This is a genomic window from Marinospirillum sp. (assembly GCF_044810985.1).
GTDB lineage: Bacteria > Pseudomonadota > Gammaproteobacteria > Pseudomonadales > Halomonadaceae > Marinospirillum.
Genome location: NZ_CP085242.1, coordinates 3,080,215 through 3,095,284, shown reverse-complemented (window position 1 = coordinate 3,095,284; position 15,070 = coordinate 3,080,215). Strand labels below are relative to the sequence as shown.

Annotated in this window: 15 protein-coding genes; 5 read left to right on the top strand and 10 right to left on the bottom strand. The window is 52.9% G+C overall.

The features are described 5' to 3' along the window. Window positions 1-98: 98 nt before the first annotated feature. Entirely contained in the window at window positions 99-464 is a 366-nt protein-coding gene (locus LG323_RS14630) for a DUF3135 domain-containing protein (protein WP_404417751.1), read from the top strand. On the opposite strand, the gene LG323_RS14625 is transcribed toward LG323_RS14630, so the two are convergent. Both LG323_RS14625 and LG323_RS14620 read right to left on the bottom strand, forming a co-directional pair. Further along, window positions 461-1,363, bottom strand: coding sequence for a LysR family transcriptional regulator (locus LG323_RS14625; protein ID WP_404417749.1), 903 nt, complete (start codon window positions 1,361-1,363; stop codon window positions 461-463). The two genes, LG323_RS14630 and LG323_RS14625, sit on opposite strands and share 4 nt — an antisense overlap. A 112-nt stretch (window positions 1,364-1,475) precedes the next feature. After that, window positions 1,476-2,882 carry a solute carrier family 23 protein gene (locus tag LG323_RS14620; RefSeq protein WP_310695515.1) on the bottom strand — a complete coding sequence of 469 codons (1,407 nt, stop codon included), beginning with the start codon at window positions 2,880-2,882 and terminating at the stop codon, window positions 1,476-1,478. Window positions 2,883-3,209: 327 nt separating this feature from the next. Here LG323_RS14620 and ppnN point away from each other — a divergent pair, with 327 nt between their 5' ends. After that, complete coding sequence (ppnN, locus tag LG323_RS14615; protein WP_310695514.1) at window positions 3,210-4,595, top strand: nucleotide 5'-monophosphate nucleosidase PpnN; 1,386 nt, start codon at window positions 3,210-3,212, stop codon at window positions 4,593-4,595. A 106-nt stretch (window positions 4,596-4,701) separates the two neighbouring features. Then, window positions 4,702-5,004 (top strand): hypothetical protein, encoded by a 303-nt coding sequence (locus LG323_RS14610; protein ID WP_310695513.1) that lies wholly within the window; start codon window positions 4,702-4,704, stop codon window positions 5,002-5,004. Here LG323_RS14610 and LG323_RS14605 read toward each other — a convergent pair. Together LG323_RS14605 and LG323_RS14600 are read right to left on the bottom strand one after the other, a co-directional pair. Continuing rightward, window positions 4,988-5,443, bottom strand: coding sequence for a flavodoxin domain-containing protein (locus LG323_RS14605; protein WP_404417746.1), 456 nt, complete (start codon window positions 5,441-5,443; stop codon window positions 4,988-4,990). The two genes, LG323_RS14610 and LG323_RS14605, sit on opposite strands and share 17 nt — an antisense overlap. Before the next feature lie 148 nt (window positions 5,444-5,591). Continuing rightward, window positions 5,592-5,909 carry a hypothetical protein gene (locus LG323_RS14600; protein WP_310695511.1) on the bottom strand — a complete coding sequence of 106 codons (318 nt, stop codon included), beginning with the start codon at window positions 5,907-5,909 and terminating at the stop codon, window positions 5,592-5,594. A 192-nt stretch (window positions 5,910-6,101) separates the two neighbouring features. On the opposite strand from LG323_RS14600, the gene bioA reads away from it, so the two are divergent. Continuing rightward, window positions 6,102-7,367 carry an adenosylmethionine--8-amino-7-oxononanoate transaminase gene (bioA, locus tag LG323_RS14595; protein ID WP_404417742.1) on the top strand — a complete coding sequence of 422 codons (1,266 nt, stop codon included), beginning with the start codon at window positions 6,102-6,104 and terminating at the stop codon, window positions 7,365-7,367. Here bioA and LG323_RS14590 read toward each other — a convergent pair. The 3 genes from LG323_RS14590 to LG323_RS14580 all read right to left on the bottom strand — a co-directional run bounded on the left by LG323_RS14590 (window position 7,327) and on the right by LG323_RS14580 (window position 11,144). Beyond that, complete coding sequence (locus LG323_RS14590) at window positions 7,327-9,942, bottom strand: EAL domain-containing protein (RefSeq protein ID WP_404417739.1); 2,616 nt, start codon at window positions 9,940-9,942, stop codon at window positions 7,327-7,329. The genes bioA and LG323_RS14590 overlap by 41 nt on opposite strands. A 62-nt stretch (window positions 9,943-10,004) precedes the next feature. Continuing rightward, the gene (locus tag LG323_RS14585; RefSeq protein ID WP_404417736.1) at window positions 10,005-10,817 is read right to left on the bottom strand and encodes a response regulator; all 813 of its coding nucleotides are present in this window, start codon (window positions 10,815-10,817) and stop codon (window positions 10,005-10,007) included. 42 nt (window positions 10,818-10,859) lie between these two features. Further along, window positions 10,860-11,144, bottom strand: a complete 285-nt coding sequence (locus tag LG323_RS14580; protein WP_404417733.1) for a hypothetical protein — start codon at window positions 11,142-11,144, stop codon at window positions 10,860-10,862. Between the two features lie 288 nt (window positions 11,145-11,432). Here LG323_RS14580 and LG323_RS14575 point away from each other — a divergent pair, with 288 nt between their 5' ends. After that, window positions 11,433-13,145, top strand: a complete 1,713-nt coding sequence (locus LG323_RS14575; RefSeq protein WP_404417730.1) for a DUF342 domain-containing protein — start codon at window positions 11,433-11,435, stop codon at window positions 13,143-13,145. Window positions 13,146-13,181: 36 nt separating this feature from the next. Here LG323_RS14575 and ung read toward each other — a convergent pair whose 3' ends face one another. From ung to LG323_RS14560, 3 genes are read right to left on the bottom strand one after another with little or no spacing between them, the layout of a single operon-like run. Then, on the bottom strand, window positions 13,182-13,868 hold the full coding sequence (gene ung / locus LG323_RS14570; RefSeq protein WP_404417727.1) for a uracil-DNA glycosylase: 687 nt from the start codon (window positions 13,866-13,868) through the stop codon (window positions 13,182-13,184). Continuing rightward, the gene (locus LG323_RS14565) at window positions 13,865-14,482 is read right to left on the bottom strand and encodes a riboflavin synthase subunit alpha (protein WP_404417724.1); all 618 of its coding nucleotides are present in this window, start codon (window positions 14,480-14,482) and stop codon (window positions 13,865-13,867) included. The genes ung and LG323_RS14565 overlap by 4 nt, the downstream gene beginning before the upstream one ends. 7 nt (window positions 14,483-14,489) lie before the next feature. Next, on the bottom strand, window positions 14,490-15,068 hold the full coding sequence (locus LG323_RS14560) for a 2-hydroxychromene-2-carboxylate isomerase (RefSeq protein WP_404417721.1): 579 nt from the start codon (window positions 15,066-15,068) through the stop codon (window positions 14,490-14,492). Between the last annotated feature and the right edge of the window lie 2 nt (window positions 15,069-15,070).

The following is a 15,070-nucleotide window of genomic DNA, read 5'->3' as shown; positions in this document are numbered from 1 at the left end:
TTCTTTTATTATGCAATAACAAGAGTTAAACAGAAAATACGGCAAACTTCCTGCATTTATCAAAAACTTTTCTATGCTGATTATAGGAGGACAAGATCATGAGCGCATCCGCACTACCCAGTTTTGACCGGCTGCTTGACTTGGCCAGGAACTCACCCGAAGAGCTGGAAAGGCTACGTCTGGAAATGACCAACCAGATTCTTGACAGCACACCCGATCAGGGGGTGCGTTTACGCCTGGAGCAGTTGGCTTTTCGTATTGACGCCGAAAGGCGCAGAGGTCGGACGCCCCTATCCCTGTGTCTGCATTATTCCAACTTGATGCACCGCCAGCTGGGGGTTTTGAATCAGGAATTGCACAAGCTTTTGCAACCTGTCGTGCTGCCCTGTCAAACCGGAGACAACCAACCAGCGCGCCCTTCTGCCAAAATCATTCCCTTCAGCCGGTATCAGAAACCGGCTTAGGAATCCGGATTCCTGCTGCTGGTGCCCTGCCGCCAGTGCAGATATTCATCAAGCAGGTGGTGGTAGCGCTCGGCGAGTTGTTCCTGGCGACGTCTGACCCGGTAAACCGGCCAGAGGGTTTCCTCATCCAGATACCACTCGCGGGTTTGTTGTTGCCAGGGTGAAGCTTCCCAAACACTGCGCGGCAGAATACTGAAGCCCAGGCCGCGGGCCACAGCATCCAGAGCCAGATGCACCTGATTGACCTCGCTGCGCCGGGTGAGCTGGTGAAGGCCGCGGAATTCACCGGGAAAATTGGCCGCCAGAAGCTTTCGGGCCTGCTCCTGGCCTTCCTGGTGACTGATAAACCCCAGGCTCAGAAGATCCTGAAAACTGTTGCCCTGAAAATCAGCCGGGACGATCACCGCCAGACTTTCCTGCAGATAAAGTTCACAGCTCAGCTCGGGGTGCTTCTGGATGCTGCTCACCAGAGCCAGATCAACCTGACGACTGAGAACCTCCTCAATCGCTTGCTGGTTATTGCTGAAAGTCATGTGCAGCCGCAAGCGGGGATGGTTTTTCAGATAACCCAGCGCAAAGGGGTAAAAGAGAACACCGAAGGTTTCTATGCTTGAACAGCGACACTCACCGCCTTCAACCAACTCCTGCTCCAGAGCATGACGAAACTGTTCATGCTCGGCAAAAAGCCGCAAGGCATAGTCATACACCTGACGCCCGGCTTCCGTTAATTCAAAACGCTTGCCCGTCCTGGCCAGAAGCGGCAGGCTGAAATATTCCTCCAATTTGCGAACATGCTGACTCACTCCGGGCTGGGTCATTCCCAACTGACCCGCCGTCTGAGTAAAACTGCCTGTTTCCACCAGCGTAATAAAGGTTTTGAAAAAAACTGCATTAAACATCTGCGGATAACCCGAGTAAGAGGCTGCAATCAGGTGCTTAGGATAACAAAAAACCCCTGACCCTTAATGGATCAGGGGTAAAGAAAACCATTTCGGACTTGATCGCCGCTGATTAGCTTTTTTCTGCTTCCGGGCTTTCAGCATCCACGGGCATATTATCCTCAACATGGATGGGTTCTTCAGTGTCATCACCCACCCGCTTGCGGCCCCGGTATTCAATCATGAAATACATCGCCAGGCCAACCCCCAGACCCCAGGCAGCACCATGGGTTGCCAGCACCACACCCATAATACCGGCCACACCCATGGAGGTGGCATTGTCGATTTGTTCAACGGCTACGGCAATACACAGATAGCCGGTGATCAACAGAGTAATCGACAGAGCAATCGGCAGCACGGGTTTGAAAAGGGTCACCAGAGGCAACATAAACAAAGCAATAAAGCCAACTATCCAGAAAATACTGGCACCGGAATAGATGGTGTCCATGGCTTTGCGACCGTAGCGGTAGCGCTCGGCAATGGTGGCCATGGCACCGGTAAACAAGGGGCCTGCCAAGCCCGGATAGGGCGCAAAGAAAGCATGAATGACATTACGGATGCCAGTGACCAGATGCACCCGGTCAACATTGACTTCGATTTTCTCGTCAGGACGCAAATGATCGACCCTTTTGATCAGGCTTTGACCCACGATAATATCGCCAAAGGCTATGATGTAGGCAATAATTGCAGTGGGAATAGCAGCAATCAGCAGCTCAATGCCGGGGAAACCGACGTTGAACGGCAGATAAGCCCAGATCTGGCCCATGGCAGGCACATTGAAACCCCATTCAACACTTGGCAGTGGATACTCGGAAACGGACCAGCCGATAAACATGGTCAACAGCATGCCGGGAACCATGCCATAGCTGGCGATCAGCTTGGCCCAGCGGTGTTTTTCCGTCCAGTCCCGAAAAGACAGGGAAAAGAGAACGTACACGGTCACCAGACCACCGATCCCCAAAGACAGAGGGGTTGCATAGAGGCGTCCACCTTCACTGATTTCACCACTGATGGCGGCAATGCCCGCCCCCAGCAGGATGCCGGCTTTGATGGAGCTGGGAATGTTGTTGACCAGTTTGGTTCCCAGGCGGGTGACTGCCATAAACAGGAAAATAAAAGCCACGACCAGTTGCAGAGCCACCAGAGCCCGGATGGCATCCGGGCCAGCTTCATACTGACCAACAAACAACAGTACGACTGGAATCGCCGGAGTAATCCAGCCAGGAACAAAGGGCACACCCAACAGGGTGGGCAGGATAAAACCGATACCGCAAACCACGACAAAGGCCAGAGCTACTTCGTAGGGCAGCCCCAGATACTGTTCCAGCAAGGGAATCATGCCCATGGCAATAACAAACATCACCAAAGCCTGGATGGTTTCAGGAATCTCCCAGCGATAATGAATGAAGGGTAAACGGATTTTGAAAGGGCCTGCAGGCCAGTAGGGATGTTCTTCCCCGTATTTTCTTTTCAGGAGCACGTCTCTAGTTCCTTGTTTGGGTTTATGTTTTCACCTGGAACCGACGTCACTTTACTGTTTTTGTTGGTGTGATCGTTCAGCAGTTGCTTTTTACGCGGGTTCATCCCGAAAGCCTATTCGACCTTGGATTAGTAATACTTAAGGGTAAAACAGCCAAAACCCACGCATTCCAATACTACAAAGCATGACTGCCTGGTCATTATTCTTTAAAATCAATTTTTGACGGCATTATTTTCTGGTCACTCAGTCCCGTACAAATTTATTCAGGAAAATCAGGTGGGATTTGCTTTATCATAGGCAGCCGTTTTCCCCGATCGAGGAGTTCAAATGCACAGCAGGACCGAAAATTCCGCCAGCGTGGATGCCCTGGTTTCCCCTGAAGGCAGCCTGGAAGTCCTTTCCCAGCATGAAGTCAATCGCCTCAGAGATACCTCCCGCAACGGTCATCACGACCTCCTGCGCCGCTGTGCCCTGGCCGTGCTTTCCTGCGGCAGCCCTCTCGATGACAGCAAGGCTCTGCTGGAACAACACCCCAAGTTTGATATTGAAGTCCTGCAGCAGGATCGGGGAATACGCCTGCAACTCACCCAGGCACCCGGTGACGCCTTTGTCGACGGTGACATGATTCGCGGCATCCGTGAGCATCTGTTTGCGGTATTGCGTGACCTGGTTTATGTCAGCAATGAAATCGAACTCAACCCTCGCTATGACCTCAACAGCAGTGAAGGCATTACCGATGCTGTCTTTCACATCCTTCGCAATGCGCATATTTTACGCACCAACCAGCAGCCGAATCTGGTGGTTTGCTGGGGGGGACATTCCATTTCCCGTGAAGAATATGAATACACCAAGGATGTCGGCTACCACCTGGGTCTAAGAGGGCTGGATATCTGTACCGGCTGTGGCCCGGGTGCTATGAAAGGCCCCATGAAGGGGGCCAATGTCGCACATGCCAAGCAACGCATTCATCAGCGCCGCTATATTGGCATTTCCGAACCGGGCATCATCGCTGCCGAAGCGCCCAACCCCATTGTCAATGAACTGGTTATTCTGCCGGATATTGAAAAACGCCTGGAAGCTTTTGTCCGTGTGGGTCACGGTATTATTGTCTTTCCCGGCGGTGTGGGTACGGCTGAAGAAATTCTTTATTTGCTGGGATTGCTCAGTAACCCCAGCAATCAAAAACAACCCTTTCCGGTTATTTTTACCGGCCCGGCTTCGGCCCAGGACTACTTTCACCAGATCGACCAGTTCATACATCAGGTTTTTGGTGAGCCGATGCGTGAACGCTACCAGATTATTATTGACGATCCGCCCGCGGTTGCCCGCGCCATGAAAGCAGGCATCAACCAGGTCACTGAGTATCGTCGCAAGCAGAATGATGCTTTTTATTTCAACTGGCGCCTGCAGATTGATCTGCTTTTTCAGGAGCCTTTTGATCCCAGCCATGAAGCCATGTCCCAGTTGGAATTGCACAAAAACCAGCCGATCGATCAGCTGGCTGCCAATCTGCGGCGAGCTTTCTCGGGAATAGTGGCTGGTAACGTCAAGGACAAGGGAATCCGGTCGATAGAAGAAAAAGGGCCTTTTCAGATTCAGGGTGACCCGGAACTGATGCGCCCCCTGGATGAACTCTTAAGAGCCTTTGTCAGTCAGGGGCGCATGAAACTGGCAGGCAGTGCTTACAACCCTTGCTATCAGGTGGTCAGCTAAATAATTTGACATAAAAACCACCTGCAAACACAGCCATCTTTTTTGATAAGCTGTAAACTCCAATGCACCAAATCCGGGACAGGTTTCATACCGAGGAAGTTTAAACATGGTTGATATGACCAAAATGAAGGAGCAGGCCCTGCAGCGCAAGCGCGAGCATGAGGAACGTGAGCTGCGTAAACAGATGGGAGGATCCAAATCCTCTTCACGCCGCTCTTCTTCGCGCAGCGCTAGTCGGGGAAGCTCACGGGCAAGTGGCCGGGGCAACCCCTCGGCACAGAGAGCACTGGCTCAACAGCGCACCCGCCCTAAAAAACGCAAGCGCTCAATCAGTCGCTGGGTATTGGATATCCTGCTGGTTTTAGGTGCCCTGCTGGTTATGGTTATTGTGCTCAACCCCTTTCGTTAAGCTTTGCAACCCAAGCGGCTATCCAGTCTTCAGCGCCATCACCCGCCTGAAAGTATTGCAAAGCATCAATAGTGAGCAGAGGCAACAATTGTTGCCCGCCCAAATCAGCAAGCTTTTCATCCATCAGCTTGCCCGCTGCACAGAAACTGTCCCCGTAAGAAGAGTCCCCTAAGGCAATAACGGCAAAAGGCTTGTTAACCAGTTTTGCTGCCTGAGAGTCCAGATCCTGGTAAACCGGAAGCAAGTCTTCGGGCAGCTCGCCACTTCCCGTGGTTGAGGTCACAACCAGAAGGCTGTCTGCCTCATCCAGCAATCCGGAATGAGGTGTTTCTGTCACCTCCACCTGATGCCCTGCCTTCAAGGCAGCGGCTGCGGCCATTTCTGCCACTTCCACTGAACCCCCATAAACACTGCCCACCAAGACTTTAATGCTGGCCAAGCTGACCTCCTGTGATCATCATCCGCTTAAAAACCCAGCATTTTACTCAGCTTTAATGGCTTGCATCAAGTGAAACTAAACTAAGCAAAAAAATGCCGGACACCCAGCAGGTTCCGGCATTTTTGGTCACTGAAGTTCCACTGCCCGATCACATGATCTCATTGATCCTTTCGCGCCAGTCCTGAGTCAGCTGCTGGCGTTTGTGGGCATGTTCCAGCAGGGTCTTGTTCAACTCACAAAACATATCTGCACATTCCTTGCCCATATCCATGGGGTTTGAGCCTTTTTCACCTCCTTTCAGGCAGGCGTGACTCATGGCAAACCAAGTGTCCCAATACTGCCGGGCGGCTTCCATTTCAGTCTCCATCATGGCCTCCATGGCTTCCACCCACTGGCGTTGAAACTCCATCATCGGCAGTTGTTGCTTTTGCATCTGTTCTCTAAAGGTATCAATTAGGGTTTGCATTAATTTTGACCTCCGCTTTTATTGCTGGTGAGATGAATCCTTGTCCCTACTCTAAGCATGGTTCCTGTACGAATTTTTTGCTACAAAAATTCATGAAGAAGATCATAAATTAGTCACGAAACACCCGCCCTTGCCTGCAAACAGCCATCTTGTTAACCTTAGTTGTAAATATAGTTAACAAGAGGCCCATGAATGACCAACCCCCTCTGGTATCCCTACACCCAGATGCAAAATCTGCCGCCGCCACCTCGAGTCACCAGTGGCAAGGGAGCCTGGCTGCATCTCGCTGATGGCCGCCAACTCCTGGATGCAACCAGTGCCTGGTGGTGCCTGATTCATGGCTACCGTCATCCCAGACTGGATGCCGCCCTGCATGAGCAAATTGATCAATTGAGCCATGTCATGCTGGGTGGCCTGACTCATGCCCCGGCTCTGGAGCTGGCTGAAAAACTGGTTGCCATAACGCCCGAAGGTCTGGAGCGGGTTTTCTTCAGTGACAGTGGTTCGGTCGGCATCGAAGTCGCCATGAAAATGGCGGTTCAATACCAGCTGCAAAGAGGGCAGACCGAGCGCACACGCCTGCTATCGGTGATGCGGGCCTATCACGGTGATACCAGTGGTTGCATGGCGCTTTGTGATCCTGAAGAAGGGATGCATCAGTTGTTTTCCGGCTGGCTGCAGCCTCACTATTTTGCCGCAGCACCCCGTGCTGGTTTCAAGGCTGGTGCTGATGATCCGCTGCTTCTTGAAGATATCCAGTTGCTGCAAGCCAGCTTTGCCCAACACCACCAATCCCTGGCCGCCTTTATTGTCGAGCCTTTATTGCAGGCAGCGGGTGGTTTTAATATGTATTCACCCATCTGGCTGCAGGAAGTGCGTCGCCTTTGCAACCAGTATGGCGTGCTCTTGATTTTTGATGAAATTGCCACCGGATTTGGCCGCACCGGCAGCCTTTTTGCCTGCGAACAGGCCGGGGTCAGCCCGGATATTATGGTGCTTTCCAAAGGGTTGACCGGCGGCTACCTGGGCCTGGCAGCCACTCTGGCCAGTGAAGAGGTTTTCCAGGGTTTTTATGGCGGCCCGGAAAAAGCCTTCATGCATGGCCCCACCTTCATGGGCAATCCCCTGGCCTGTCGTGCTGCCCTGGCCAGTATCCAGGTTTTCGAAGAGGATCACTACCTGGAAAGAATTCAACAGCTCAACCGGGTATTGCACGAGGAACTGGATGAGTTTTCCGCACCCGGCGTCCAAACCACACGGGTACTGGGCGTCACCGGTGTGATCGAGGTTGAGCAAGCGGAAACCCTGAAAGGGCTGAGCCATTATGCGCTGGAACAGGGTGTCTGGTTACGGCCCTTTGGTCGCTATGCCTACACCATGCCCAGCTATGTCATCAGCGAAGAGGAATTGCGCCGCATCACTCAGGTGATGAAGGCTTATTTTCTTCAGCCTGGGTGACCAGAGGCTGCCAGGTGTCGGGGAAATCCGGCCACAAAGAGGTGTCACCCGCCTTGTGTAGCCAGGCCTGAATGGCCTCAGGGGATGCCGGTCTTGCCAGCCAGAACCCCTGGCAAACCGGACTTCCCAGACCCTGCAAGAGGGTCGCCTGGGCCTGGGTTTCCACGCCTTCAGCAACGATCTGCAAGCCCAGAGCCTGGGCCATACCAATAATTGCTCTGACCAGTTGCCCATCCTCGCGGTTTTCCGGCAGCTCGCGAACAAAACTGGCATCAATTTTTATGGTGCTCAAGGGCAGTTTGCGCAGATAAGACAGGGAAGAGTAACCGGTGCCAAAGTCATCAATGGAGATTTGCACACCGCCTGCATGCAGATCTTTCAACAGCTGGTGCTGGATATCCTCTTCGGTCAGTACCAGGCAACTTTCCGTCAATTCCAGCTCAATCAGGCCAGGCTCCAGATGATAACCCTCAAGACGGGCAAACAGACGCTGGGCAAACTGGGCATCCACCAACTGGCGGGCGGATACATTGATGGAAACCGGAGGAACACAAGGACTGATCTTCTGCCAGGCAACCAGTTGCTGACAAACCTCATCAATCACCCAGTCGCCCAGGCTTTCAATCAGCCCCAGCCTTTCCGCCAGAGGAATAAACTCGGCCGGTGAGACTTCACCCAGCTCCGGGTCCTGCCAGCGCAACAGGGCTTCCATACCCACCCATTTGCGGGTGGCGACATCAATTTTGGGCTGGTAGGCAATATAAAGCGTCTGGTTTTCCAGTGCTTTACGCAGTCCATGTTCCACGGCCAGATCAGTGTAGTTGCGCTCACCCATGACCGCATTGTAAAAACAGTAGTTGTTGCGCCCGGTTTCTTTGGCACGGTACATGGCGGTATCGGCATGCTTCAGAAGGCTCTCGGCTGTAACCCCGTCATCGGGATAAACACTGATGCCGATACTGGTCGAGACCACCAGGGTTTTCTGCATGATCGTCAGGGGCTGAATAAGGGCTGAGATCAAGCGCGATGCTTCGGTTTCCAGCAGGTGCAGGGTTTCCACTTCCGGCACCAGAACGGTGAACTCATCACCACCCAGACGGGCCACGGAATCACCGTCATTGATATTGGTTTCCAGGCGTCGGGCCACTTCTTTCAGGACCTCATCACCGGCCTGATGACCCAGGGTGTCATTGATCCGTTTGAACAAATCCAGATCCAGAAACAACACAGCCATCTTGTGCTGGTGACGTTTTGCCGAAGCCAGTGAAAGATCCAGACGATCCAAAAGCAGGCGTCGGTTGGCCAGGCCGGTCAGATCATCGTAATAGGCCAGACTGTGGATCTGTTCTTCCTTGCGTTTGCGATCGGTAATATCACTGAAAATGGCTGCAAACTGCAGGATTTCCCCTTCAAGGTCGCGAATTGCAGTAATCGTCAGCCATTCAGCATAAATTTCCCCGTTTTTACGGCGATTCCAGATTTCACCCTGCCAGTAACCCTGCTTTGTCAAGCTCGTCCACATATCTCGGTAAAAATCTTCACCGTGCAGGCCGGAACTCAAAAGAGCCGGTGTCTGACCGATGGCTTCTTCCGCACTGTAGCCGGTCAGAGTGGTGAAGCTGGGATTGACAGCCTGAATCACTCCCTTGGGATCGGTGATCACGATACCGTCCAAGGAGGTTTCAATGACTTTTTGTGCCAGCAGGAGGTGTTCCTGTGAAGCCTTGAGGGCATAATCACGCGCTTCTATGGCTGCACGCAGTTGGTTGACATACTCATATTCAATACTGGCCAGGATGTCATTGAACGAGAGCAGTCCACAGAGCTTGTCCAGCGGCTCACCATCAACATCGCACTCGAGCACACCCAGATGGCGGAAACCTTTTTCCCTGAGCAGGTCAACGGCCTTGAGCAGGCTCATACTGCGCGGCACACAAAGCAACTCATTGTGTACCACTTCCTGCAAGGCTGCAGCGGGCAACTCTTCGGCCAGTAGACTGATCAGATCCCGCTCGGTAATAATCCCCGGTGGCTGACCACGACCCCGCTCAACTATGGCGGCTTCCGTACCCGCTTCACGCAAACGTGTGACCGCTTCAGCAATACTCAGGCTGGCATAGAGTCGCAAGGGAGCGGCATGCACACTGGAGCCGACATTGCGCATCAAAAGGTAGTTTTCCACCCCCTGATGGCGAACAATATCGGACTGGGTCAACATGCCCAGAGGCTTGGCATCGGCCCCCATGACCAACAGACGCCTCATGCGTTTGCTTTTCATCAGGGATGCAGCCTGACTCAGGAGGGTGTCATGAGAAACGTGTATGACCGGGGAGCTCATCAGCTTACGAATCGGAGTTTGCAGCAAGTCAGGCTGGCTGAAATCCAGCCTGCGGGTATCGCCTTCACTCCAGATACCCAGAAGCTCCTGACCCTGAACAATCAGGATGCAGCTGACCGAGGCCTTGCGCATACGCCGGGCCACATCCGCCAGCGGCAGTTCCGGTTCACAGGTCAATAAACCACTGTTGACCAGACCCCCCACCTGAGGATCATCGCCCAGCTTGAGTGCTGACATGTTATGGTCTGAAGAATTAACAAGTTTCAACGTCTAGCTCCACCAACCTCCTGAAAAAACACTTAATCACCGCCAGGCTCCAGCAGGGAAACCAGCAGGTTGCGCACCTGGCTGACTTCAAAGGGCTTGTCACAGATGGCCGATACCCCGGCCTGACGCACCGAGGCAAGGCGGGACTCATCTTCTGAAGTCACCATCATGATCGGAATGTGTGAATAGTCAGCAGACTGACGGATATGATTGACCAAAGCCTCACCATCCATCACCGGCATATTATAATCCGTCACCACCAGATCATAGGCTCCGTCCTGCAGTTGCTTGATCCCTTCGCTACCATCCACAGCTTCATCAATATGCTCCACACCGATCTGATGCAGAACGCGGGTCAGATGCTTTCTGGCCATGCGCGAATCATCCACGACCAGCACCCGCAGGGTGGTGATGTCATAAAGTTCCAGCTCCACCTCTTCATGCGTCAGGTATTCCAGAGTTGTCACCAGCGCCCTTTTCAGATCATTACGATCAAAAGGCTTGGGCAGTAAAGCTAGAACACCGGCTTGGCGCACTGCTTCCAGGTTTTCACGTTTCTGTTCACTGGACACCACCATCCTGGCGACTTCTGAAAGACGGGCATCCTTTTGCATCAGGGCAAAAAGCTCATGAGCATCCGCATCAGGAAGATAGAGGCTGGAAATGATCAAATCAGGAATAAAAACCCGCATCCGTGTCAGAGCCTCTCGCGCACTGCCGACAGCTTCCAGCGTTTTGATGCCTTGTTCGGAGAGTTGTTGTTGGATGACCCGGCGCTGCATGGTCGAGGGCTCAACGAGCAAAATACCCAAGTCATCAAGGGACAGGCGGCTAGTCACTTCCATTTACGGGGCTCCTGGTGGAAAGATTCAATATTATTGTAACATCTAGTTTTTTCGGGGTTTGCCGGGCAGTCCGGGTTGATAGATATCATCACGATAAATCAAACGCTTGGGCTCGGGACGGTTAGGGCTCAGGCTGAATACGGCTTCACGCAAACGAAACAGCCTCTGACCCTGGCTGCGGGCCATCTGCATCTGCACCTGCCGGGGCAGTGGAGGCAGGCGCAAGGCCTTGCGATCTTCTGCCCAGAAGGTTGCCTTGTCCAGCATCAGGCTCAAGAGGTTACGCTGGTTGGTTTTCAGCTCGGCAATCAAGGTCAATGCGATCAATTGCCTGGCTCGTTTTATTTTTGCTAAGCGTGTCATGGCCATAAAAGCGGTATACCCTTCGTTGTCATCTTTGTCTATGATAAACCTTCAGAGGGATAGAGTCAGCGGCAATTTCAACTTTAAAGTGCTACAAAGCGTCACAAAAGTTTGATGAAGTGGTATAGGCTAAGCGACTGAGTCGCGCTAAGATGACGTATGAAGTACTTGTTACTACTACTTGAATCAAAACAAGTATTCGCAATAATCAAGATAATAGCAGTCTAGCTAAGCTGCATTCGGGATATATTCATGGAACCTTTGTCAGACGAAGATCTTATGCTGAGCACCCCGACTCCCGAGGAGCTGGGGCTCACTTTTCGTGAAGAAGAAAACGGCGACTTCTGGGCCACCTTTGAGCCCACAGGTATTGCCCAGCCCATAGAGGCTGAACAGTTTCCCCAAGTCATGGAAATGGCCGGCTTCTCACCCCAGGAATATCCCGTTGACTCTGCTGCTTTGTCTATACTGCTGGATGCCATGCGCCGTGGCGAAAGCTGTGATCAGCGCCTGGGTGGCCCGATTGATGCCTTGCCAGAGGTTTTCGCCAGCCCCAATCAGATGCTGGCCGGGGTAGTGGTTCACCCTCCCCAGGGCAAAGGCAAAGACCTCACCCGTGAAGCCCTGGAAGCTGCTCTCAAGCAATCCAAAATTGTGCGTGGACTTCTTGAGGACAGCCTTAACGAGCTGACCAGCGAAGCCATGCAAAAGCAGTTGAGAGAAACCCAGAAACCTGTTTGCATGATCGTTGCCTACGGCGAATCCGCTTACGATGGCACTGATGCCTGGCTGGAAACCCTGATCGAAGACATCACCGACCGTCGCCCCCAAATGGATGAAGAGGGTAACGTCAATTTTCTGGAATTGGGTGATTTCCCCCATGTTGAAGCCGATCAGGCCCTGGTTAGACGCCACCCACCCACGGATGGCAAGTCCGGCTGGACGGTCACCGGACGCACCGTCAAGGGTCGCAATGGCAAGGATCTGACACTCAAGCCCAAGAACGACAGTGTCAAACTGGCCGATGGTGATGAAGACTTGTTACTGTCCTCCACCGCAGGCATGCCGGTCGTTCACGACAAGGGCGCCCAGGTTGAGCAGGTGCTCAAGGTCGAGCAGGTCGGGCTTAAAACCGGACATGTGCGCTTTGATGGCAGTGTGCATGTCAAGGGCAACGTCGACCCAGGTATGAAAATTGTGGTCACCGGGGACGTCAAGGTCGGTGGCCTGGTTGAAGCCGCCTACATCAAGGCAGGCGGAGCCATTGAAATCGGTGGCGGCGTCATCGGTCGCAAGAAATCGGATAAAGAAAAACAACCCGAAGCCCAAAAAGACGATGATGAAAAAGGCAAGATCATTGATGCCTACCTCAAGGCAGGCACCCAAATCAAGGCACGCTTCATTCAGGAAGCCAGGGTTGAAGCCGATCAGGAAATCATTGTCCAGAAGCAGATCCTGCATTCGGAAGTCACTGCCGGTATAAAAATCATGATGCCGGGCCGTGGCACCATCGTCGGCGGTGTAGCCCGAGCCAAAGAAATCATCGATGTGGGTATTTCCGGTGCCATGGCCAATGTACCCACCAAGCTGATTGCCGGGGAAACCGACGACATCAAGCAGCAGATCGTCACAGTCAACAATCAACTCAAGCAACTGGATCTACAGCGCCAGCAGCTGATGGATGTCATTGCCAAAATCAAGAAGCTGCGCAAACCCATCAGTGAAGAGAAAAAGCAACAGATTCTCAAAGCTCGGGATGGTTTGAAGCAGCGTGAAAACACACTTTACGACAAGATGGCCGAGTTGGAAAAAGAACTCAAGGATCGCCATTCAGCCCGTGTTCAGGTTCGCGTCACCTGCTACCCCGGCACCCTGATTCACCTGGGTGAGGATGAGTTTTCACCCCGCAACGACCTGGGCAAGGTGACCTTTGTATTACGTGATGGCGAAATTATCATGCGCTAATTAACTATTGCGCTCATCACCTTAATTAGTAGCACTTTAAGTTGTAGGTAGTTGCCAGTTAATTGCAGTTTGCCCCTGCTGCTCCAGCCAGGCATTGGCCTGGGAAAAATGCCTGCAGCCCAGAAAACCGCGATGCGCGGACAAGGGCGAAGGGTGTGGTGCTTCCAGAACCAGATGCTTGCTTCTGTCGACAAAGCCTGCCTTTTTGCGTGCATAACCACCCCAGAGCAAAAACACCAAGCCTCTGGGCTGCTCATTCAGCAAATGGATCACCCGATCCGTAAAGATTTCCCAACCCTTGCCCTGATGCGAACCAGCCTGTCCTGCCTCGACCGTCAGAACGGCATTCAGAAGCAAAACCCCCTGCTGCGCCCAGGACTGCAGGCAACCATGAGCCGGTGGTTGAATACCCAGGTCACTTTGCAGCTCCTTATACATATTCTGCAAAGAGGGGGGCACCTTGACACCGTGCTGCACGGAAAAGCTCAAACCATGAGCCTGGTCAGGGCCGTGATAAGGGTCCTGCCCCAGAATCACAACCTTGACCTGAGACAGGGGTGTCTGCCAGAAGGCATTGAACCAGTTGCTGGAATGCGGGTAGATCACCTTGCCCTGAGCTTTTTCCTGGCGCAAAAAATCCTTCAGTTGCAGCATATAGGGTTGCTGGAATTCACCACCCAGATAGTGCATCCAGTCATCCGGTAAAGGCCGTTTTTCGGTCATGCCAGACCTCGTTGTGCCAGTACCCTCTCTACCGTATCCACGGTCACCTGGGTCTGGGGGTCTATCTCCAGATTCACCGGGGTGCCCTCCGGCATGGTACCGAAGGTGGTGGCGCGACGTGTTTCGGGAATCAGATACACACTGAAGCGGTTGCTTTCCACTTCGCCTACCGTCAGGCTGCAGCCATTCAGACCGATATAACCCTTGGGGAAAATGTATTTCATCCACTGTTCCGGTACGGTGAATTCCAGACGCAGGTTGTTTTCATCCAGCTCCTGACGTGCGGTCAGTTTGACCTGATCAATGACATGGCCGGACATCAGATGGCCACCAATTTCATCAGAAAAGCGGGCGGCTCTTTCATAATTCACTTCACTGCCCTGAAGCAAACTACCCAGATTGGTGGTGCGCAGAGTTTCGATCATGGCATCAAAATAGACAGCCTGCTCATCCCAATGGGTCACAGTCAGGCAGACGCCATTGATGGCGACACTGGCCCCCACCTGGAGGCCTTCTCGCGTTTCCCGAGGCAATGCCAGACCCAGGGTGGTGAGGTTGTTTTTTGCTTCCAGGCGGGTCACTTCGACCACGCCCTGTACGATTCCGGTAAACATTAAGGGGTTATCCTTTTGCAGCCAGCAGGTCATTTTTCAGCAGGTGCACCCGGTCACAACCAAAATACAGTTGGTCTTTCCAGAACAGCGACGGGGCACCAAAAGCACCTCTGGCAATGGCTTGATCGGTTAAATCTTTCAGGGCTGTTTTCGCTATGTCTTCACCAGCCAGGGCAGCAATTTCTGTGCCCAGAATTTCTTCCGCCACTTCCGGCAAGCCCACATCCTTGCCTTGACCCCAGTAGTTGTCAAATAAATTCAGGGAAAGCGCTGCCCGCTGTTCGGCTGGAAGTGCAGCCAGGGCGCGCTGAACCTTCAGCGTATTGGTGGGAAAGACTTCAGGCAGTGTGTAGGGAACCTGATAAGCCGCTGCCAAGCGTGGCAGATCTTCCTGGAACATATAGCGCTTTTTGGCTTCCAGGCTCAGGGGAGCATTATTACCGACCTGCTTGAACAGGCCACCCAGAAAAATCGGCAGCCAGTTCACCTGAACACCTGTCTCCGCTTCCAGTTCAGCCATTTGAATCGCTGCCATGTAGCTGTAAGGGCTAACGATGTCATAATAAAAATCCACCTGCTCGGTCATAG